The sequence below is a fragment of the Flavobacterium sp. GQ95 genome (assembly GCF_059758655.1).
Genome location: NZ_JCAXEB010000001.1, coordinates 911,779 through 934,798, shown reverse-complemented (window position 1 = coordinate 934,798; position 23,020 = coordinate 911,779). Strand labels below are relative to the sequence as shown.

General features: G+C 34.4%; 16 protein-coding genes. 10 read left to right on the top strand and 6 right to left on the bottom strand.

What is annotated here, in order from left to right; genetic code table 11:
* Positions 1-72 precede the first annotated feature (72 nt).
* Both odhB and AC6CH4_RS03990 read right to left on the bottom strand, forming a co-directional pair.
* Positions 73-1,323: a 2-oxoglutarate dehydrogenase complex dihydrolipoyllysine-residue succinyltransferase gene (gene odhB, locus AC6CH4_RS03995; RefSeq protein ID WP_498100368.1), complete on the bottom strand. Its 1,251-nt coding sequence runs from the start codon at positions 1,321-1,323 to the stop codon at positions 73-75.
* A 78-nt stretch (positions 1,324-1,401) separates the two neighbouring features.
* Positions 1,402-4,176, bottom strand: coding sequence for a 2-oxoglutarate dehydrogenase E1 component (locus tag AC6CH4_RS03990; protein WP_498100366.1), 2,775 nt, complete (start codon positions 4,174-4,176; stop codon positions 1,402-1,404).
* A 116-nt stretch (positions 4,177-4,292) separates the two neighbouring features.
* Here AC6CH4_RS03990 and AC6CH4_RS03985 point away from each other — a divergent pair, with 116 nt between their 5' ends.
* Entirely contained in the window at positions 4,293-4,844 is a 552-nt protein-coding gene (locus AC6CH4_RS03985; protein ID WP_498100364.1) for a hypothetical protein, read from the top strand.
* A 52-nt stretch (positions 4,845-4,896) separates the two neighbouring features.
* On the top strand, positions 4,897-5,472 hold the full coding sequence (locus AC6CH4_RS03980; RefSeq protein ID WP_498100362.1) for a hypothetical protein: 576 nt from the start codon (positions 4,897-4,899) through the stop codon (positions 5,470-5,472).
* Between the two features lie 4 nt (positions 5,473-5,476).
* Here AC6CH4_RS03980 and AC6CH4_RS03975 read toward each other — a convergent pair whose 3' ends face one another.
* Together AC6CH4_RS03975 and AC6CH4_RS03970 are read right to left on the bottom strand one after the other, a co-directional pair.
* Complete coding sequence (locus tag AC6CH4_RS03975; protein ID WP_498100360.1) at positions 5,477-5,830, bottom strand: hypothetical protein; 354 nt, start codon at positions 5,828-5,830, stop codon at positions 5,477-5,479.
* A 41-nt stretch (positions 5,831-5,871) separates the two neighbouring features.
* Positions 5,872-6,897: a LacI family DNA-binding transcriptional regulator gene (locus AC6CH4_RS03970; protein ID WP_056189717.1), complete on the bottom strand. Its 1,026-nt coding sequence runs from the start codon at positions 6,895-6,897 to the stop codon at positions 5,872-5,874.
* Between the two features lie 163 nt (positions 6,898-7,060).
* Between AC6CH4_RS03970 and AC6CH4_RS03965 the strand changes: the two genes are divergently transcribed.
* The 3 genes from AC6CH4_RS03965 to AC6CH4_RS03955 all read left to right on the top strand — a co-directional run bounded on the left by AC6CH4_RS03965 (position 7,061) and on the right by AC6CH4_RS03955 (position 12,867).
* Complete coding sequence (locus AC6CH4_RS03965; RefSeq protein ID WP_498100358.1) at positions 7,061-9,700, top strand: TonB-dependent receptor; 2,640 nt, start codon at positions 7,061-7,063, stop codon at positions 9,698-9,700.
* A gap of 91 nt (positions 9,701-9,791) precedes the next feature.
* The gene (locus AC6CH4_RS03960) at positions 9,792-11,012 is read left to right on the top strand and encodes an MFS transporter (RefSeq protein WP_498100356.1); all 1,221 of its coding nucleotides are present in this window, start codon (positions 9,792-9,794) and stop codon (positions 11,010-11,012) included.
* The gene (locus tag AC6CH4_RS03955) at positions 11,002-12,867 is read left to right on the top strand and encodes a trehalase family glycosidase (protein WP_498100354.1); all 1,866 of its coding nucleotides are present in this window, start codon (positions 11,002-11,004) and stop codon (positions 12,865-12,867) included. The genes AC6CH4_RS03960 and AC6CH4_RS03955 overlap by 11 nt, the downstream gene beginning before the upstream one ends.
* A gap of 66 nt (positions 12,868-12,933) precedes the next feature.
* Here AC6CH4_RS03955 and AC6CH4_RS03950 read toward each other — a convergent pair whose 3' ends face one another.
* A complete protein-coding gene (locus AC6CH4_RS03950) occupies positions 12,934-13,908 on the bottom strand; it encodes a polyprenyl synthetase family protein (RefSeq protein ID WP_498100352.1) in 975 nt (324 codons plus the stop codon).
* 184 nt (positions 13,909-14,092) lie between these two features.
* On the bottom strand, positions 14,093-15,625 hold the full coding sequence (locus tag AC6CH4_RS03945; RefSeq protein ID WP_498100350.1) for a T9SS type A sorting domain-containing protein: 1,533 nt from the start codon (positions 15,623-15,625) through the stop codon (positions 14,093-14,095).
* A 339-nt stretch (positions 15,626-15,964) separates the two neighbouring features.
* Between AC6CH4_RS03945 and AC6CH4_RS03940 the strand changes: the two genes are divergently transcribed.
* The 5 genes from AC6CH4_RS03940 to AC6CH4_RS03920 all read left to right on the top strand — a co-directional run bounded on the left by AC6CH4_RS03940 (position 15,965) and on the right by AC6CH4_RS03920 (position 22,902).
* Complete coding sequence (locus AC6CH4_RS03940; protein ID WP_498100348.1) at positions 15,965-16,486, top strand: YceI family protein; 522 nt, start codon at positions 15,965-15,967, stop codon at positions 16,484-16,486.
* A gap of 106 nt (positions 16,487-16,592) precedes the next feature.
* Positions 16,593-17,192: a TetR/AcrR family transcriptional regulator gene (locus tag AC6CH4_RS03935; protein WP_498100346.1), complete on the top strand. Its 600-nt coding sequence runs from the start codon at positions 16,593-16,595 to the stop codon at positions 17,190-17,192.
* Positions 17,193-17,205: 13 nt separating this feature from the next.
* Positions 17,206-18,540, top strand: coding sequence for a TolC family protein (locus AC6CH4_RS03930; protein ID WP_498100344.1), 1,335 nt, complete (start codon positions 17,206-17,208; stop codon positions 18,538-18,540).
* A 9-nt stretch (positions 18,541-18,549) separates the two neighbouring features.
* Positions 18,550-19,617 carry an efflux RND transporter periplasmic adaptor subunit gene (locus AC6CH4_RS03925; protein WP_498100342.1) on the top strand — a complete coding sequence of 356 codons (1,068 nt, stop codon included), beginning with the start codon at positions 18,550-18,552 and terminating at the stop codon, positions 19,615-19,617.
* A 108-nt stretch (positions 19,618-19,725) separates the two neighbouring features.
* Positions 19,726-22,902 (top strand): efflux RND transporter permease subunit, encoded by a 3,177-nt coding sequence (locus AC6CH4_RS03920; RefSeq protein WP_498100340.1) that lies wholly within the window; start codon positions 19,726-19,728, stop codon positions 22,900-22,902.
* Positions 22,903-23,020 lie beyond the last annotated feature (118 nt).

Genomic DNA, 23,020 nt, shown 5'->3' with positions numbered 1-23,020 from the left:
GCTAATATTAAGCAAAAAAAAGCCCGTTCAAGTGAATGAACGAGCTTTTTTATATGTAAAAATTACTTACAATTACAATTCTAAAGCACGTTTAGCATCGCCATTCATCAATAATTCTACTGGATTTTCTAAAGCTTCTTTTACAGCAACCAGAAAACCAACTGACTCACGTCCGTCGATAATTCTGTGGTCATAAGAAAGAGCAACGTACATCATTGGGTGAATTTCAACTTTACCGTTTACAGCGATTGGACGCTCAATAATGTTGTGCATTCCTAAAATTCCTGATTGAGGAGGGTTGATGATTGGAGTACTTAACATACTTCCAAAAACGCCACCATTAGTAATTGTGAAAGTTCCACCAGTCATATCGTCAACGGTAATTTGACCATCACGAGCTCTCAAAGCTAATCTTTTGATTTCAGCTTCAATTCCACGGAAAGTTAAAAGTTCAGCATTACGAACTACAGGAACCATTAAACCTTTTGGTCCTGAAACTGCGATTGAGATATCAGCAAAATCATAAGCGATTTTGTAGTCACCATCCATCATTGAATTAACATCAGGATATAATTGTAAAGCTCTTGTTACAGCTTTTGTAAAGAATGACATAAACCCTAAACCAAGACCACCATGTTTCGCTTTGAATGCATCTTTGTACTCATTACGAATTTGGTTGATTGGAGTCATGTTAACTTCGTTAAAAGTAGTTAACATTGCTGTTTCGTTCTTCGCAGCAACTAATCTTTCTGCTACTTTACGACGCAACATTGATAATTTTGTACGCTCAGATCCACGGCTTCCTCCAGTTGGAGTTCCCATAGATGGTACTGCATTTACAGCGTCATCTTTTGTAATTCTTCCGCCTTTACCAGTTCCTGAAACTGTTGCTGGCGCTATATTTTTTTCGTCTAATATTTTTCTTGCTGCCGGAGATGGAGTTCCTGCTGCATAACTTGTTGCTGCTGGCGCTGCTGCCGGAGCAGGTGCTGCTTTTGGCGCTTCTGCTTTAACTTCAGCTTTAGGAGCCTCTGCTTTAGGTGCTTCTGCTGCTGGTGCTGCCGGAGCGTCTCCTGCTGGTTTTACACCATCAGTATCAATTAAACAAACTACAGCTCCTACAGCAACTGCATCACCTTCTTCAGCTTTTAGCGTAATAATTCCGCTCATTTCTGCCGGTAATTCAAGAGTTGCTTTGTCTGAATCAACTTCAGCAATAGCTTGATCTTTTTCTACATAATCTCCGTCTTTTACTAACCAAGTTGCAATTTCAACTTCTTTTATTGATTCCCCTGGTGATGGGACTTTCATTTCTAAAATCATCTTTGTTTTTGTTTAAGGTTTTTATGGTTTAAAGTTTCAGGTTATTAAACCTGAAACTTTAAACTTGAAACATTCTTTTTATCTGAATAAATTTTTATCGAAAACCATTCTAATCGCATCTGCATGACGACGTTTGGCTCTTGTGTAACTTCCTGATGCCGGAGCAGCGTAAGCTTTTAATGAAGCTAATCTCCATTTTACAAGGTCAAAGTTCATTAACATAAAGCTGTAAGCCCCCATGTTTTTAGGTTCTTCCTGTGCCCAAACATAATCATCAGCATTTGGATATTGTGCAATGATTGCTTTTAACTGTTCAACAGGTAAAGGGAATAATTGTTCGATACGAACAACTGCAACATCATTTCTTCCGTTGTTTTCTCTTTCAGCAACAATGTCATAGTAGAATTTACCAGTAACAAACACTAAAGTTTTTACTGCTTTTTTATCTACCGTATTATCGTCGATTGTTTCCTGGAAACTTCCTTTTGCTAATTCTTCTACCGTAGAAACGCATCTTGGGTCACGCAATAAACTTTTTGGAGAGAACACTATCAAAGGTTTACGGAAATTAGTTTTCATTTGTCTTCTCAACAAGTGGAAGAAGTTGGCTGGCGTTGTACAATCTGCAACGTACATATTTTGTCTTGCACATAATTGTAAGTAGCGCTCCATTCTTGCAGAAGAGTGTTCTGCGCCTTGTCCTTCATATCCGTGAGGCAATAATAAAACGATACCATTTTGGTTGTTCCATTTGTCTTCGCCGCATGAAATATATTGGTCAATCATAATTTGAGCTCCGTTAGAGAAATCTCCAAATTGTGCTTCCCAAATAGTCAATGCTTTTGGATTAGCCAATGCGTATCCGTAATCAAAACCAAGAACGCCGTACTCAGATAAAAGAGAGTTAAATACGCCAAATTTTCCTTTTTTGTTTTCGATAGCATCCAATAGAATTACTTCTTCTTCAGAATCTTCAACTTTAACTACAGCATGACGGTGAGAGAATGTACCACGCTCTACGTCCTGACCTGAAATACGAACATCAAATCCTTCTGTCAAAAGTGAACCGTAAGCTAATGCTTCTGCAGTTCCCCAATCGATAGTATTATTGTCGTACCCAGTTTTTCTATCGGTAACAATTTTTGTTATTTTATTGATAAACTTCTTGTCAGATGGTAAAGTTGAGATTGTATTGATAATAGAATCCAATCCTGTTTTATCGAAAGAAGTATCCACTTTTTGAAGCATTTGTGTATCAGTTACCTGAACAAATCCATCCCATTCGTTTTTCATGAATGGAGTTATAATAGTCAAATCTTTTTTACGGGAAGCTTCTAAATTCTGCTCCAGATCAGTTTTGTATTCTTTTTCTAAGGCATTTACATAAGAAGCATCGATTACGCCGTCAGACAATAATTTTTCAGCATAAATATCTCTTGGATTTTTATGTTTTGCAATGATTTTATATAAAACGGGTTGTGTAAAACGAGGTTCATCACCTTCGTTATGACCATATTTTCTGTATCCTAATAAATCGATAAATACGTCACGTCCAAATTGCATTCTGTAGTCTAATGCAAAAGATACTGCGTGTACAACAGCTTCAGCATCATCAGCATTTACGTGTAATACCGGAGACAATGTTACTTTGGCAACGTCTGTACAATAAGTAGAAGAACGGGCGTCTAAATAATTGGTTGTAAAACCAACCTGGTTGTTGATTACAATATGGATTGTTCCTCCGGTTTTGTAACCATCAAGCTGAGCCATCTGAATGATTTCATACAAGATACCCTGTCCTGCGATTGCAGCATCTCCGTGAACGGCGATAGGTAATACTTTAGAGAAATCGTCAGCATAATATTTATCTTGTTTTGCTCTTGTGATTCCTTCAATTACAGCTCCAACCGTTTCTAAGTGCGAAGGGTTTGGTGCCAAATTGATGTTGATACTTTTTCCAGATCTTGTTTTTTTGTCAGCTGTAAGACCTAAGTGATATTTTACGTCACCATCAAAATATTCCTGATCGTAATCTTTACCGTCAAACTCACCAAAGATATCCTGAGTAGATTTTCCGAAGATGTTTGCCAAAACGTTCAAACGACCACGGTGCGCCATTCCCATTACGAATTGTTCAACACCTTTTTCTGCAGCTTGTTCGATCAAAGCATCCAAAGCAGGGATGATAGATTCTCCACCTTCTAGTGAAAAACGTTTTTGACCAACATATTTAGTATGTAAGAAGTTCTCGAAAGAAACTGCTTCGTTTAATTTAGTTAAGATTGTTTTCTTTTCTTCTGAAGAAAAATTAGGCTGGTTAACATTAACCGCTAATTTGTCCTGAATCCATTTAACAACACCAGGATTTCTGATGTACATATATTCAATTCCGATATGCTGGCAGTAGATAGATTTAAGACGGGTTACAATATCCTGTAAAGTAGATGGTCCAACTCCAATTGTTTGAGCTGCATCAAAAACTGTCGAAAGATCAGCAGTAGTTAATCCGAAATTTTCAATGTCTAAAGTTGGAGATGAAGTTCTGCGGTCACGAACCGGATTTGTTTTTGTGAACAAATGCCCGCGCGTACGGTAACCATCGATTAATTTTAGTACGTTGAATTCTTTTTGTAGTTTTTCTGAAACTTTGCTGTAATCTGTGTTGTCGCTAGTCACATATTCAACAATCTGCTGAACCGGATTTTCGTCATTATAAGTGGTCATTCCAAAGTCGAAACCTTGAAAAAAACTTCTCCAGCTAGGCTCAACGCTGTCTGGGTTTACTAAATATTGATCGTATAATTGTGCGAAAAACTCTGTATGCGCTGCATTTAAAAATGAAAACCTATCCATAATATTAGTGAATATACTTTTTGTTAAATAGAATGGCAAAAGTACAACAATCACATTTATTTAAATCTTTTTTTTACGTACTTTTACGTAAAAATTTGTTAAAAATAGATGTAACTATGAAGAAAAATCAAATTTCAATCGTTTTCAAATCTTTTTTTGTGATTATGACAGTCTTTTTTTCTAGTTATGTCAGCGCACAACAAAATTATACTATTAACAACAGCCCTAATTTTTGGGATAAAGTTCAGTTCGGAGGTGGATTAGGTCTTGGATTTGGATCTGGATATACCGATATTTCTGTAATGCCAAGTGCAATTTACAATGTTAATGAGATTGTATCTCTGGGTGTTGGATTGCAATTTGGTTATTTATATCAAAAGAATTATTATGAATCGTTTGTTTACGGAGCAAGTTTTCTAACCTATGTAAATCCGATTCCGCAAATTCAGTTATCTGCCGAATTAGAACAGGTAAGAGTCAATGCAGATTATGAGGAAACCTATTATATCCCTGCTTATTCTGATGATTTTTGGAACACAGCCTTATATCTCGGCGCTGGTTACAGAACTGGAAATGTAACTATCGGTGCTCGCTATGATGTTTTGTATAATCCTAATAAGAGTCTTTACGGTTCTGGTTTTATGCCTTTTGTGAGAGCATACTTTTAAAAGGGGCTAAGGTTCTGAGATGCTAAGTTTCTAAGTTTTTAAATACAGAAATTTGAAAAAATATATTTTCTTACTTGCAATTATTGTAATTTCTAGTTGTAATAATTCTAAAAATGAAGAACTCAAAAATACAGTTGCAAAAAAGGAATTGAGCCCTTTTTTTGATTGTGATGAAATTGATCATTATTATTTAGATTTTTCTGCGCGTGATTTTACGAATCATATCCACATTGAAAAACCTAACGATGATGAAAAAGAATTTTCCAGTTTATTTACAGGACATTTTCCAGACAGTATTCCGAAGGAAAATTTTGAAAAAATTCTTTTAAGACATAAATACAAAAAATCCGATTTATCAATTAAGCAAGAAAAGAAAATTGAAAATATATTTAGCGAAAAAGATTCGTTAAAAAATGATGCTTGTGCCTGTATTGCTGAATATAAAGATATTTTTATTTTTAAAAAGAATACAAAAACAGTTGGAATAGCAAAGATTTGCTTTAAAAATGCTCGTTTCCAAATTATAGGAAGTAAAATTGATACTGAAGGTTTTGGACTTTTAGATGAGTTAGATAAATTAAAAAAAATCGTAAGACCTGAAAGTTATAGTATTTTGGTAACTGATTAACTTTCTATTTGTAATAGTTGCGAAACCAAACCTTTTGCCATTCTCGTTTCAAAACTAAAAACGAAACCTGTTCAGCCAATATCACCAAATCAGATCCATCAAGTTTTTTTATTTCAATTTCAGAAACATCAATAATATAAAGGAGATTCAAATATTCAGCAAATTTATACTGAATCATTCGGTAGATTTTTTCGTGCAGCTGAATTTTTAGTTCTTCGGGAGAAATACTAAGCGGAAAATCAATTCCTTCATTGGCCAGATTAAAATCTTTATTGATTTGCTCAATCAGACTTAAATATAAATTTTCTTTTTCGGCATCAGCCAATAAAAAATCGGTATTTTCAGGAATTGGAAACATTGATGCTTTTTAAGAATTGACGCAAAGTTAAAACTAAAAAATCATTTAACTGTCGATTCTCTTTCAATGATTCTTGTAGGGAGTTCAATAATTTGATGTGTTACTGGACGATGCTCTTTTATGTCAACTATTTCATCAATTAAAAGGGAAACCGCCTGATGTCCCATTTCAAATCCCGGCTGATCAATTGTAGTTAATTTTGGCGAAATAACCGTACTCATAAACCAATTACTAAAACCGAAAACGGCAACCTGTTCCGGTGTTTTTATTCCTGCTTCATTAAAATACTTAATAATTCCGATGGCGACCAAATCAGTAATCGCAAAAATAGCGTCGATGTCGGGATGTTCAGTCATTATTTTCTGGGCATTTTCGTAACCATCTTCAAAATCGGTATTATTATCACAAACGTAAACCAGTTTTGAATCGTACTCAATTCCGTGTGCTTCCAAGGCTCTTTTATAACCTAAAAAACGATCAATAGAATTTTGCGGAACATAAGAACCCCTAAAATGTGCAATTTTTTTATATCCTTTATTAATAAGATAGGTAACAGCATCATAAGCCGCTTTGGCATCATTTATTACCACTTTGGAACAGTCTACTCTTTTGGCAATTTTATCAAATAAAACAACAGGAGTATTTTTTCGGATCGCTTCATTAATATGAGTAAAATCATCCGTTTCGTTAGAAAGCGACATCAAGACGCCATCAACACGTTTTTGAATTAATAAGGCAAGCTGTTTTTTCTCGAGTTCATATTTTTCATTCGATTGTAGTATAATGACCAAATAACCTCTTTTTTCAGCTTCTTCTAAAATACCATTCAAAACGCTGGAAAAGAAATGATGAACCGTTGCCGGAATAATGACACCAATGGTTTTGGTTTCGTTGGTTCTTAAATTTACCGCAACAGAATTGGGCATATAGTTCATTGTCTCGGCCATTTCGATAACTCTGGCGCGGGTAGCTTTACTAATATCTGTATACCCTTTTAGTGCCTTTGAAACCGTTGTAACCGAAATTCCTAATGCCGAGGCTATATCTATTAATTTTGTGTCATTCATGAAATAAAAGTACTAAAAATAAACTGCATTGATAAAATTTTAAGTTCCGAAAACGTTTTAGGTGTTTTCGAAAACGTTTTCGATTTTTAATTCCTATATTCCTTATAATTAGTTATTAAGTTTGACAGTGATAACCATAATTACTAACTAACCAAACAAAAAAATGAAAAAGCTACACCATTATTTAGGCACATTACTTTTGATGTTTTGTCTATTTTTTTTACCAAATAATCTGTTTGCCCAAAATCAAAATACTGTTTCCGGAAAAGTGTTCGACGATAGTGGCGCAACGATTCCAGGAGCCAATGTATCTATTAAGGAAACAGGAAAAGGCACTATTACGGATGAAAACGGAGGATATTCATTCTCCAATATAGCAGCCGGAACTTATACTATTATCGCGACAAATGTGGGCTATAAAACTTTCGAGAAAAAAGTTTCGGTAAAAGAAGGAGAATCCGTAGTGGCAGATTTACTGCTTGAAGGCGAATCTCAAAGTTTAAAAGAAGTAGTGGTTACCGGATCATCAAGTCCGAGATCAAAGCTTGAATCCAGTGTTGCTATCACTACAATGGGAGCAAAAGCAATCGAAGACAGAGCACCATCAAGTACGGCAGCTTTATTGCAAACGATTCCGGGATTTGTAGTTGAAGCCTCTGGAGGGGAAATTGGAAACAACCTTTTTGCAAGAGGAATTCCGTCAGCGGGCGCTTACGAATATGTGCAGATTCAGGAAGATGGTTTACCGGTTTTTGAAGATGGTGCTTTGCAATTTGCCAACGCCGATACTTTTTACAGATTGGACGAAACTGTAAGCAAGATGGAAGCTGTTCGTGGGGGTTCTGCTTCGATTTTCGCTAATAATGCTCCGGGTGGAATTATCAATTTCATTTCAAAAACAGGACAAAATGAATTTATGGGAAGAGCTAAATTCACGACTTCAGATTATGGAATGTTTAGAACGGATCTTAACCTTTCAGGCGCCTTAATTCAGGATAAATTATTCTTTAATGTTGGAGGTTTTTACAGAGCTGATAATGGAGTAAGAAATACTGGTTTTACAGCCAATAAAGGCGGACAAATCAAAGGAAACATTACTTATAAATTTGATGACAATGATTATTTAAGAGTAAATTTCAAACATCTTGATGACAGAAATACATTCTATTTGCCAATTCCGCTAAAAAGTAATAACGGAAAAGTTGAAGGCATAGATGGATTTAATCCAAATTATGGAACGTTAACTTCAGTAAATTTCAGTCATTTAAACGTACCTCAATTTGGTGGCGGAACTTTTAGTGCCGATTTAGAAGATGGCTCTCACCCTGTAATTAACTCTATTGGAGCTGAATTCAAGAAAAAAATATCAGAGAAAGTAACTTTCAAAAATGCGTTCAAACAAACTAATATTGATTTGAATTATAATGCCATTTTCCCGAATGGAGGACCATGGACACAAGATGCATATGCAACAGGAGTTCAAAACACAACCGCCAGTAATCTAACGTATTCTTATGTAGACAACGGGCAGACTCTTGATCCAAATGCTTTAATTATGAGAGCTGATCTTTGGCACATCGAGAAAAAGATGAACAATTTCGCTAATAATTTCTCTTTTTCTTTTGATTTAGATCCTGTACAATTGACTGCCGGTTACTATTATTCGAACTGGAAATCGAACCAATACTGGAACTGGAATTCTTATTTAGTGGGTGTTTCTGATAATCCAAGATTGTTAAATGTAAAAGACAATACAACCGGAGTTGATCATACCTGGAATGGGGTAGAGAGAATTACCTGGTTAGAAAGAGATGCTCAGACAAAAGGACTTTTGAACGATATTTATGCTGACGCAGAAATTAAAGCGACGGATAATCTAACCTTCAATGCGGGTTTAAGATACAATAAAGACAAGTATTCAGGTTACAGAGATAATGCCAGATTTTTTGCTGAAGATTTAGGAATATTAGATAACAATACCGCCGATGATGCGGTGACAACTGTAAAAGGAAATCCATATACCTATTGGAGATATGATGTGAGTGAATGGTCTTATACTGCTGCAGGAAATTATAAATTCAATGACAACATGGCTTCGTATGTTCGTTACAGCCACGGTTTTAGATCGCCAATTGAAGAGTCGTTTTATGATAATGCAGCCGATTTAAGCAAACTGGAAAATACAGAAGTTAATCAGTTCGAATTGGGTTATAAATATTCAAATTCTTTCTTCTCTGTCAATGCGAATTTGTTTCACATGAATTTGAAAAATGTAGCTTTCACTGATATTTTATCTGACGGGTCTTCAGAAAATAAATTTGCCGATGTAAATAATATTGGTCTTGAAGTAGAAACCAACGCAAGATATGAATTTGTGAAACTGAACTTTACATTCACCGTTCAAAAACCGGAATACGATAATTTTACTGGTACCAATGCAGATGGCTCTACTTTTGATTTTAATGGAAACACGGCGCGAAGAATCCCTAAGTTTTTCTGTAACCTAAGACCAGAAGTCGATATTACAAAAGATTTTACAGCTTATGTTCAGTTTTCTTACTATGATAAAAAATTCACAAATCAGGATAACAGACAAGTTTTACCAGCTTATAAAGAAGTAGGAGCAGGTTTAAATTACACCTATAATAATCTTCGTTTTGCAGTCGATGCTTCGAACTTATTTAATGAAATTGGTTTAACCGAAGGAGATCCAAGACAAACAACATCTGCAGCAAGCGATGTCTTTATGGCAAGACCAATTTTAGGACGTGCTTTTAGATTTTCTGTAGCGATTAATTTCTAAATTTATATAAAATCAAATGGTATGCGGTATTGTAGAGGCGCACAACAGTGCGTCTCCACACCGTAACCACAATGCATAGACAAATAAAAAAATGAAAAACCTAGGAATTAAAATCTCACTTTACCTTAATTATTTTGTCTTTGCTATTTTATTAAATAGTGTCGGCATTGTGATTTTAAAATCGCAGAAAAATTATGGCGTAGACGAAGTTCAGGCCAGTATTTTAGAAGCTTTTAAAGACATGCCAATTGCCATTGTTTCTTTTTTTATTGCTTCTTTTTTACCAAGAATAGGCTATAGAAAATCAATGCTTATAGGTTTGGGTTTAGTTACGGTGGCTTGTATTTCTATGTATTTTGGAAATTCTTTTGATAATGCTAAAATTCTTTTTGCAACCGTTGGGGTTTCATTTGCTTTGATCAAAGTTTCGGTTTATTCGTTAATAGGAACTGTGACCGAAACCCAAAAGGAGCATAACGCCTTAATGAGTAGTATTGAGGGATTTTTTATGGTTGGGATTGCCTTGGCATACTTTTTATTTCCTGCTTTTAATAATGAAAATGATCCTAATTCATGGCTGAATGTTTATTGGTTTTTGGCAGGATTATCACTGCTTTCGTTCTTGTTTTTATTCTTTGTAAAATTTGAAGAAACCGAAGTTTCAGCAGGAGCAAATCTCAAAGACGATTTCATGCAAATGTTCAAATTAATGGCAAAATTGCTTACCGTTATTTTCGTCATTAGTGTCTTTTTATTTGTAATGATCGAACAGGGAATCTTGTCCTGGCTGCCAACATTCAATACAAAAGTGCTTCATTTACCGGAGAATATCAGTATTATGATGGCTAGTATTTTGGCCATTTCTTTGGCGATAGGAAGATTGATTGCCGGGATTGTAACTAAAAAAGTAAACTGGATTTGGGTTTTAAGTTTCTGTATCCTTTCTGCTATGCTAATTGTCATTTTTGTACTTCCAAAAACGGTCGGGTTAGAAGTAAAAAGTATCAATACACTTTCAGATATACCCTTAATTGGTTTCGCATTTCCCTTAATCGGATTGTTTATTGCGCCGATTTATCCATTATTAAATTCGATTGTATTAAGCGCTTTGCCTAGAAATCTGCAAAGTTCCATGACCGGATTAATTGTAATTTTTTCTGCTCTTGGCGGAACATTAGGTTCCAGAATAACGGGTTGGCTGTTTAAAAATGAAGGACCGGAAAATGCCTTTTATTTTACTTTAATTCCAATGACCTTTTTACTGATATCCTTTTTTATTCTTAAAAAAATAACTGCAAAAGATGAAATTTAAATTACATATAACCCAAACCATCGAAAAATTATTGACTCAGGAAGATACTGATGGTGATAAAAAAATAACGATTGATGATAATGGCCCAAAAAGCTTTTTGCTGTATGATCTGGATGGAAATCCGGCAGTAATTGAAGGAACATATCAACTTTCGAATTTATTGCAGGAATTGGCGCTAGCGAAAAAAAATAATTCAGAATTTGCTGAAATCAATCTAAATGAAATAACAGAAGATCCTGTAAAAAGGATTTCCAGAAAAATAAAAGACTTGTATTGGAATGGTCTTACCAGAACAATTGATGCTATTGGGGTAAAGAAAATTCTGGAAGATGATAAAATTGAAAATGAAATAGCTTATTTGTATGTGCCTTTCGGCGATGAAATTGTTTTTGATTATTTCAGGAAATTAGAGGCTGCAATTCCAAAATTAAAAGTGGTGCAAATGCCAAAGAACATTACACCGGAATATGTATTGTCTCTCAATAAAAAACCCGGAATTTTAGCTTTGGCACTTCAAATAAAAAACAACGAAGTTTCAGGAGTTCCATTTGTGGTACCAGGCGGAAGATTCAATGAAATGTATGGCTGGGACAGTTATTTTATTGCCAAAGGGCTTTTAATTGATGACAAAATTGATCTTGCTCTGGGTATTGCCGAAAACTTCAAATATCAAATTGATCATTACGGAAAAATACTAAATGCCAATCGAAGTTACTATTTAACCCGGACACAGCCACCACTTTATACGTCATTAATAATCGATGTTTTAGAAAAGTCTAATCCTGATATTTTTTGGATTGAAAGGCATTTAAAAACCGCCATAAAGGAATATCAAACCGTTTGGATGGAAGAAGGAAAACGACTTACCGCAAATGGATTGAATCGTTATAAAGCAGAAGGAATCGGGCTCCCGTTTGAAGTTGAAGAAGGGCATTTTGATGATATTTTAGAACAATTTGCTCCCAAATATAATTTGTCTACCCGTGAATTCGAAAAGAAATATCTCGAAAGAGAAGTTGTGGATGCTGAACTCGATAAGTACTTTATTCACGATCGCAGCATGCGCGAAAGTGGTCATGATACAACCAATAGACTGGTCGGAATCTGTGCTAATTTGAATACGGTTGCCATAAATAGTCTGCTTTATAAATATGAAACTGATATTGCTTTTTTGATCGGAAAATATTTTAAAAACGAATTTCAATATTTTGAAGACAAATCTTTTTCGAGTGAATATTGGATTTCAAAAGCGGCTTCCAGAAAAGAAAAGATCAATATAATGTGCTGGAATCCCGAAAACGGAATTTATTTTGATTACAATTTTGTAACCGAGGAACAGCATTTCTTTGAAGCTGCTACAACATTTTATCCGCTTTGGGCAAAAATAAGTACGCCTGAACAAGCAGATATTTTGGTAAAAAAGACGCTTCCAAAATTTAAAATGAAAGGCGGAATTGCCGGAAGTACAAAGGAATCAATTGCAGAATTAGATGACAATTCACCAATTCGCCAATGGGATTATCCTTTTGGCTGGGCACCTCATCAAATGCTTTTGTGGGAAGGTTTGCTGAATTATAATTTTAACGAAGAAGCGCAGGAAATGGTGTATCGCTGGCTTTGGCTAATTACCAGAAATGCTGTCGATTATAACGGAACCATTCCGGAGAAATTTGATTTATCCATCAGTTCGCACAAAATCTTTGCAGAATACGGAAATGTAGGAACCGAGTTTGACTATATAACCGAAGAAGGTTTTGGATGGATGAACGCCTCTTTTCAATACGGCTTAACCATTTTAGAAGAGGATCTAAAACAAAAATTATCAGCTTTAGTTGATCCTGATGAATTGTTTTAATTTTTAAAATGACAAACCCGACAGGTTTTAAAAACCTGTCGGGTTTACTATCCTTGGAAAAGTAGACTAGACTTTTCTTCCCATTAAATTTTCACCAAAAGTTCTCAAAATATTTTTCTTTTCGGCGTTAATATCCATTTTTTCTAACGTTTCAAAGGCTTTAAAAGTGTACATTTCAATGGCTTCCTGAGTCGCTTTTGAAGCTCCGGATTCGTTAAAAATCGCTTTTGCCGTTTCTATTTTTTCTAAATTATCTTCTAATTGCAATCCAAATAATTGTTGTAATTCTGCTGCTTTTTCTTCAGATGAAAATTCAATTGCTTTTAGATATAAATACGTTTTTTTGTTTTCAATAATATCTCCTCCAACCTGTTTTCCAAAAGTTTCCGGATCTCCAAAAGCATCTAAAAAATCATCCTGTAACTGAAATGCCAAACCTAAATTAAGTCCGAAATCATAAATTAAATCGGCTTCTTTTTCAGAAGTTTTGGCTACAATTGCTCCCATTTTCATGGCTGCGGCAACTAAAACTGCTGTTTTATATTCGATCATTTTCAGGTATTCCGGAATGGTCACATTGCTTCTTTCTTCAAAATCAACATCCCATTGTTGTCCTTCGCAAACTTCAAGTGCTGTTTTGCTGAATAATTTCGCTAAATCCCTAAAAATTGTTGGTTCGTATTGTTCAAAATACTGGTAAGCCAGAATTAACATCGCATCACCAGAGAGAATTCCGGTGTTGATATTCCATTTTTCATGAACGGTAACTTGTCCTCTTCGTAAAGGAGCATCATCCATAATGTCATCATGAACTAACGAAAAATTATGAAAAACTTCAACCGCCATTGCTGCCGGAAGTGCTATTTTATAATCGGCATCAAAAACTTCTGAAGCCATTAAGGTAAGTACCGGACGCATTCGTTTTCCGCCAAGCCCTAAAATATAGGTAATAGGTTCATAAAGATTTTTGGGTTCTTTGTCTATGCTTTGGTTTTCTAAATAACTAATAAAAAATTCCTGGTACTGACTTATATCGTGCATAAAAATGAAAATCTGTTTATCAAGGCTCAAAGATACAACTCAAATGTTAATTGATGTAATTAATTTGTAAGACAAAAAAAGAAACAACTTTGTTTTTTAAATTCAGGATTACTTTAAAATATAAAGCCGTTTTGATAATTATCAAAACGGCTTTATATTTTAAAAAGTTGTTGTCTATTTAATTTTAATAATCACTGATGATTATTTTTTCAGTGAAAGTATTTTTTTCTGTTACGACTTTTAAAATGTAAATACCTGATTTTGATTTACTGGATAAATCAATTTGTAATTCGGTTTGATTACTAAATTTTGATTCTTGAAGTAAAATTGAGTTTTGATCAAAAATTTGATAATTACCAGATGATATTTCCCCTAAAGTAAATTTAAAAACTCCCGTTGAAGGATTTGGAGAAACTATAGGTTCAATTTTTGCAATTCTATTTTCTGCGCAGGGTGCTGGTGGGAAAACATTGAAAACTTTGCAAGTTATCACACCTGTGCATAAATTTTTGTTACATACTGTAAATGGTGTTGCTTTGTTAGGTCTATAGTGTATTTCATCTCCAGGTCCCCATATAAAAGCCGGAGTAACTGTGGTTATACCATTATTGAATCCATTAGATGCTGTAAAAGTAACATTAAATGTAGTGGCAGTACAGATGCTGCTTTCGTTTTCCGGCAATGTTACATTAAAATAACCAGCGGGAGTAGGAGGCACTGTACTACTTAATACTTTAAATGATGATGCAGTACTAGTAGCTGTGCAACCACCAATAAAGTTGGCTACCGCACTAATTGCTATTGTGCTTCCAACAGTGGCTGAAGTAGTTGGGTAAATTGTTACTTGTCTTATTCCGTTTACAATTGTTTCTGCAGATATGTTGCAATTTGGCGCATTCCAAGTTACATTAGTCAAACCAGTTTGATCAGGATATTTAAAAACAAGTCCCGCATCTCTGCAGATATAGTCTTGATTAGCAGGACTAGTTACAAATGATATTGATCTTGCAGATCTGGTTATTATTTTTGTACTTGTAGCTGTATAATTTGATAATCCATTAATCCTTTTTACTAAACATGTTGCTGTAATATTTCCATTTACGTTTGGAGTAACTGTTATACAGCTAGAACCTTGCCCGGAAATAATTGTTCCCCCACTAATTATCCAAGTAAAAGAATCGGCATCATCATAATCACTGGCGCATATTTGTACATTATCATTACTGCAATCTAAAATAGATGTTGGTGAAATTGTAGGGGCTTTTATTGTATGAACTCTGACTGCATAAGGTCCTGTTGCTCCAATTATGCCAGTATAAAGCCCATTTATGTCTTTAAATTGTCCTACGGCTATTGGTGTAATTGCGCTAAAGCGAGGTGCTTGATCTCCAAAAGTAATGGTAGCCGTTATAACTGATGGGCTGGTTGCTGATACATTTGTGCCGGAGGATTGGGTGTATTGATATGTTGTAACATTCTGCCCGTTTATATTCCCGCTGATAGCACTACTGCCACTTATTGGAGCGGTTATAGTCCAATAATTTAGTGAGTAAGTTGTGCTTGAAGTAGTAGGAGGTATCGGATTATAAACAAAAGTAAAAGTATTAGCTTGTCCAACTTCAACTTCTAGGGGACTGTTGATTATATTGACAGTTCCTCCCTGAGCAATTAATAAATTAGTGCAGATGGTAACACATAAAAGTAATAGTTTTTTCATAAAATTATTAAGTGATTAGTTCTTTTCATTTTTGTATTATACTGGGCTGAAAAGTATTGTTGTCCCTTTATTATTAATTAATTAGAATGATAAATATTGTACGAAAAATATGTAATATAATTGTTATTTCCTACAAAATTTTATTTTATTGATTTATTCATTTCCTTTTGTTAACATTTAAATTAAAAAAAATCTCTTCAAATTAAAAAAAACTTGGAAACTTGTTTGGTGTTTAGAGTTTCCTGTTTATATTTGCACTCGTAATTGGAAACCAAGAACACTTAAAAAGTTTCCATATGAAGTTTAGATAATTTATAAACTAAACAAAACCAAATAGTTATGAAGACAACATGGACCTTAGATTCTAGCCAATCAGATGTTTTGATTAAAATGAGACATTCGATAATCGCCTACTTAGGAGGAACTACAAATAAATTTGACGGGTATGTTAATATTGAAGACAATGAAATTGAAGATGCTTCAGTCGAATTTTCATTAGATATTAATAATAAAAATGACAGTTTTCAGCAAATCGATTCTCATATGCAGTTGAATGACTTATTCAATGTAAATGAGCATCCGATTATCAGTTTTAAATCGACATCCTTTCAGAAAATTAATGATAATATTAATTTCTTCAAAGGAGATTTGACTATAAAAGATGTTACTAAAGTAGTGGAACTTGATGCAGAATTTATTGGTGTCCACTCTTACAACGGGCAAAAGAAAGTTGCTTTTGAAATTAAAGGAGATATAAAACGCCAGGATTTTGGTTTAGATTATAATGCACTTAACTACAATGGAGGTTTGGCATTGGGAAAAGATATTAAACTTATTGCAAATTTAGAATTTAGTATATAAATCTTACATAATGAATAAATTAATGTAAAATTATTACAAATATAATGGAAACTATTTTTTTAGGTTTTAGATCCCTAATTATATTTGTAATGCAATTTGAATTAAAATGAAAGAGAAAATCATATCAAAGGCGAGTGAATTATTTTTAAGACTCGGTTTTAAAAGTGTTACGATGGATGATATTGCAGGTGAAATGTGTATTTCTAAAAAAACGATTTACAAATATTTCTGCAATAAAGAGGTGCTGATTGAAGAAAGTACTTCAATGGTTCATAAACAAGTTCATGAGGTTATTGATACCATTGTTGCAAAAAATTATAATGCCATTCATGAGAATTTTGAAATTCGTGAAATGTTTCGGGATATGTTTAAAAATGCAAGTGATACTTCGCCTCTTTATCAGTTAAAAAAGCATTATCCGGAAATCTATCATAATGTAATGACACATGAAATAGATCAGTGCAATCATTATTTTAAAGATAATATCGTAAAAGGAATAAGTGAAAATTTATACAGAGCAGATTTGAATATTGATATTTATGTGAAATTTTATTACACGCTGATTTTTCATATTAATGAAACTACTGTCTCTGAAAGAGAAGCCCAAAAAATAGAATTAGAAGCGTTGGAATATCATACCAGAGCTATGGCAACCGAAAAAGGAATAATCGAATTAGAAAAACAACTTAAAAAAATTAGTACTTAATTAATCAATCTATATGAAACGAATAATTCTTATATTTTTGTGTTCAATTGGCTTGACTGCCAACGCACAAGTCAAAACCCTAACCTTAAAAGAGGCACTTACATACGCGTTGCAAAACAAAGCGGATGCTAAAAAATCTAAACTACAGGTTGAAAATAGTGAGTATCAAATTCAGGAAATTCGCTCAAGAGCTTTACCACAAATTTCGGGTAACGCAAGTTTAACTTATAATCCAATTCTACAAACAAGTGTAATCGATGGAGGATCTTTTGGCCAGCCGGGAACTTCTATTCAGGCTACTTTTGGTCAAAAATGGACTTCAGGAGCTGGAATTTCTTTGAGCCAGGCATTGTTTGATCAGTCTGTTTTTACAGGATTAAGAGCTGCTAAATCGACTCGTGAATTTTATCAAATAAACGATCAGTTGACAGAAGAGCAAGTTATCGAAAGAGTTGCAAATAACTACTATGGAGTATATGTTCAACGTGAAAGATTAATTTTATTAGATAGCAACTACGTTAATACTACTAAAGTTCGTGATATCGTACAGGGGCAATTTGACAACGGTCTGGCTAAAAAAATTGATTTGGACCGTATTATTGTAAAAATGTCAAACATTGATACAGAACGTCAACAAATTAAAAACCAGATTACTTTACAGGAAAATGCATTGAAGTTTTATATGGGTATGCCAATTGAAGCTCAAATCGAGATTCCAAAAGAGGAATTTGAAGTGGTTCCTGCCGCATTAACTGAAGTTCCGAATGTTGAAAACAGAACAGAATATTTGCTTTTGAAAAAACAAGAAGAATTATTAGTCTTTAATAAGAAAGCTGTTGAAGCAGGTTATTATCCAACATTATCTCTGGTTGCAGGTTATAATTATATAGGTCAGGGTCCTGAAATGCCTCTTTTTGCTAAACCAAAAGACGGAGTATACTGGTCTGATTACTCTGCAATTGGATTGAATTTACATGTACCAATCTTTACAGGTTTCGGAACACGTGCCAAAGTAAGACAAGCAGATGTTCAAATCAGATCGCTTCAGGAAGATATTAAAGATACCAAACTTTCATTGGATCTTGATTACAGAAACGCAATGGCTCAAATAGAGAACAACCTTATCACGATTAATAATCAAAAGGAAAACATGCGTTTGGCTAAAGAAATTTTAAGCGATACAAAAAACAATTACCTTCAGGGGTTGGCATCATTAACCGATTTATTGGATGCTGAAAATGAATCTCTTGAAGCTCAAAATAATTTTACAAGAGCAGTTTTAAATTACAAAATTGCTGAAATAACACTAATCAAATCGAAAGGCGAACTAAAAACTCTTATTAAATAACTAATTACAATGAAGAAAACTATTATAACAATCGTAATCATAATCGCGGCCTTAGGGGTGATTGGATATATCTTAAATAATAATAAGAAGGAGAATAAAGCTAAAACCGATATCGTTGCTGAAAAAAATGCTGCGGTTTCAGTAAAAATTTCTCCGGTTAAAACAGAAGAAGTTTCACTTGACTTCGTTGCAAATGGAAATTTCCAACCAATTCAACAACTTACTTTCTCTGCTGAGAAATCAGGAAAAGTAATCAGCGTTTTGGCAAAAGAAGGAGATTACGTAAGAGTGGGTCAGACTTTATTGACAATGAGAGGAGACGTAATCAATGTAAATGCACAGCAAGCACAAGCTGTATACGCAAACGCAAAATCGGATTATGCGAGATATGAAAATGCTTTTAAAACAGGTGGTGTTACAAAACAGCAATTGGACCAGGCAAAATTAGCCTTAACAAATGCGCAATCTAGCTTAACTGAGGCAAACATTAATGTTGGAGATACGAGAGTAAAAGCACCAATCAACGGATTTATCAATAAAAAATATATTGAGCCAGGATCTATCTTGACAGGAATGCCGGCAACTGCATTGTTTGATATCGTTAACGTTTCTAAATTAAAATTAGTAGTTACAGTAAACGAAAATCAGGTGGCAAGTTTAAAGGTTGGGAATACTATCAATGTAACTGCTAGTGTTTATCCTGATAAAACTTTCTCCGGAAAAATTACTTTTATTGCTGCAAAATCAGACGAGAGTTTAAACTTTCCTGTTGAAATCGAAATTGCAAACAATACAAATAATGACCTGAAAGCAGGTATGTACGGAACTGCAAATTTTGCTTCAAACCAACAAAAACAACAGTTGATGGTTGTACCTAGAAATGCGTTCGTAGGAAGTGTAAGCAGTAACGAAATTTTTGTAGCTGAAAATGGTATCGCAAAATTGAAAAAAGTAACTGCTGGAAGAATTTTAGGAGATCAGGTAGAAATCATCAATGGATTATCTGATGGCGAAAAAGTAATTACTACAGGTCAGATTAACTTACAAGACGGTAACAGAGTAGAAATTATTAAATAAAGTAATTAGTGATTAGTACATAGTACTTAGCCTTAGAGTTAGTCAAACTAAATAACTCCATGTACTAAGGACTAAAAACTAAGGACTTAATAAATTTAAAAGAAATATATGAAATTAGCCGAAATATCCATAAAACGTCCGTCGTTAGTAATTGTATTGTTTACAATTCTGACACTTGGTGGATTGTTCAGTTACAGCCAGTTAGGTTATGAGCTGATCCCTAAATTTGAGCAAAACGTTATTACAATTTCTACCATTTATCCTGGAGCTTCTCCAAGTGAGGTAGAAAATACAGTAACCAAGAAAATTGAGGATGCGATCGCATCTTTAGAGAATGTCAAGAAAATTGATTCGAAATCATACGAAAGTTTATCTATTGTTTCGATTACCCTGACATCAAATGCAAAAGTCGATTTCTCATTAAATGATGCGCAGCGAAAAATCAATGCGATTATTAGTGATTTACCAGATGATGCTGAAACCCCTTCGTTAACCAAATTCTCGCTGAGTGATTTACCAATCATGACGCTTGGTGCCAACGGAAAAATGGACGAAGCGGAGTTTTATGACTTAATTGATAAAAAAATTGCTCCTATTTTGTCTCGTGTACAAGGTGTGGCGCAGGTAAATATTATTGGTGGTGAGGAACGTGAGATTCAGGTAAATCTTGATGCATTAAAAATGCAGGGTTACGGATTATCTATTCCACAGGTTCAACAAAATATTTTGAGTTCGAATTTAGATTTCCCAACAGGAAACATCCAAACCAGAAATCAAAAAATATTAATTCGTTTAGCGGGTAAATATAAAAGTGTTGAAGAATTAAGAAACTTAGTTGTTTCTTCTCAAAACGGAATTCAGGTTCGTTTAAGTGATATTGCTGATGTTCAGGATACTCAAAAAGTAGCAGAGAAAATATCTCGTGTAGATCAAAAAAGTGCGATTGTTTTACAAATCGTTAAACAATCTGATGCAAACGCGGTTGCAGTAAGTGAGCAATTATTGAAAACAATTGCTACTCTTGAAAAAGATTATGAAAAGAATCACTTAAAATTAGAAGTTGCAAAAGATAGTACAATCTTTACTTTAGAAGCAGCAGATTCTGTTGTTCACGATTTATTGATAGCGGTAATTCTGGTAGCATTTGTAATGTTGTTCTTCCTGCACAGTATTAGAAACTCGTTGATCGTAATGGTTTCTATTCCGGCATCTTTGATTGCTACGTTTATTGGTATTTATTTAATGGGATATACTTTAAACTTAATGAGTTTATTAGGACTATCTCTGGTGGTTGGTATTCTGGTCGATGACGCGATTGTGGTCCTCGAGAATATTTATCGACATATGGAAATGGGTAAAAGCCGAATCCGTGCATCATATGATGGAACAGCGGAAATTGGTGGAACCGTAACTTCGATTACCTTAGTAATTGTGGTGGTATTCTTGCCTATAGCTATGAGTTCAGGTTTGGTTTCTAATATTATTACACAATTCTGTGTTACGGTAATTATATCAACTTTGCTATCACTTTTAGCTTCATTTACTATTATTCCATGGTTATCATCTCGTTTTGGTAAATTAGAGCATATTGAAGGAAAGAATTTATTTGGAAGAATTATTCTTGGATTTGAAAGTTATTTGACACGTTTCACCAACTGGGTTTCTGAATTATTGACTTGGTGTTTAGATCATTATATTAAAACTATTTTAGTTGTTTTGGTATTGTTCTTTGGATCAACAATAGGATTAATGGGTGGAGGTTTCATTGGAGGAGAGTTTTTCGCATCTTCTGATAGTGGAGAGTTCTTAGTTCAAATTGAAATGCCGAAAGATGCGTCGTTAGAACAAACAAACTTCATGACCCAAAAAGCAGAAGCTTATTTGAAAGCTCAGGAATATGTTCACAGTCAGATTACAACAGTAGGACAAACTTCTGAAGGTTTTGGAGCATCTCAGGCTACAGCTTATAAAGCAGAGATAGACGTAAAAATGATCGAACAAAAAGATCGTACAGATGATGCAAATGTTTACGCTGCAAAAATCAAACGTAAATTAGAAAAAGTATTGGTTGGAGCAAAAGTAAAAACGGTTCCGGTAGGTATCTTAGGTACTGCTGAAGATGCAACTTTAGGATTAATTGTAACAGGTCCTTCAACTGAAGCAGCTATGGCATTCGCCAAAAAAGCCGAAGCCGAATTACGTACTATTCCTGGAACAACAGAGATCAAATTAACAGTTGAAGATGGTAACCCTGAGATTAACGTTAAGGTAGATCGTGATAAAATGGCTGCTTTAGGATTGACATTACAAACAGTTGGTTTAACGATGCAAACAGCTTTTAGTGGAAATACAGACGGTAAATACAGAGCTGGTGAATACGAATATGATATCAATATCAGATACAATGCATTCGACAGAAAAAGTATTACGGATGTTAGTAATTTGATTTTCATTAATGCTGCAGGTCAACAAATTAAATTATCTCAATTTGCAACCATTACAGAAGGTTCAGGACCTAGCCAATTAGAGCGTAGAGATAAATCAGCGTCGGTAACTGTAAAAGGACAAAACGTTGGGGTTCCTTCAGGAACAATTGTTACACAATGGCAGGCGAAGTTAGACAAACTTCAAAAACCAGCTGGTGTTAACTATATCTGGGGAGGTGACCAGGAGAATCAATCAGAAGGGTTTGGTACTTTAGGAATCGCTTTATTAGCCGCTATTATTTTGGTTTATCTTGTAATGGTGAGTTTATATGACAGTTTCGTTCACCCGTTTGTGGTATTGTTTGCGATTCCGCTTTCGTTTATTGGTGCGATGTTGGCATTGGCTTTAACAAATAACTCATTAAACATCTTTACCATTTTAGGTATCATCATGTTGATTGGTCTGGTGTGTAAGAATGCGATCATGCTTGTCGATTATACGAACCAAAGAAGAGCAGCCGGAGAATCAATCAGAACGGCATTAATTCAGGCGAATCATGCTCGTTTGCGTCCGATTTTGATGACTACTATTGCGATGGTATTTGGAATGTTCCCAATTGCATTAGCATCTGGAGCCGGAGCTGAATGGAAAAACGGTTTGGCTTGGGTAATTATTGGAGGATTAATTTCTTCTTTATTCCTAACCTTGATTGTGGTTCCGGTTATTTATAACATCATGGAGAAAATAATTGCTAAAGTTAGCAAAGGAGATAAAATCGATTACGAAGCTGAAATGGTTGCTGATTATGAGCATACAGAATTAAGTGAAGACGGTTTTAATCCGAAACATACCCATTAATTGTTGATTTAATTTTAGATTGAAAAAATCCCAAATTCCGAAAGGAGTTTGGGATTTTTTATTATTTCCAAATAAAGCTTAGTTTGGAATTTTTGGAATTTTTGGAATTTTTTTTATT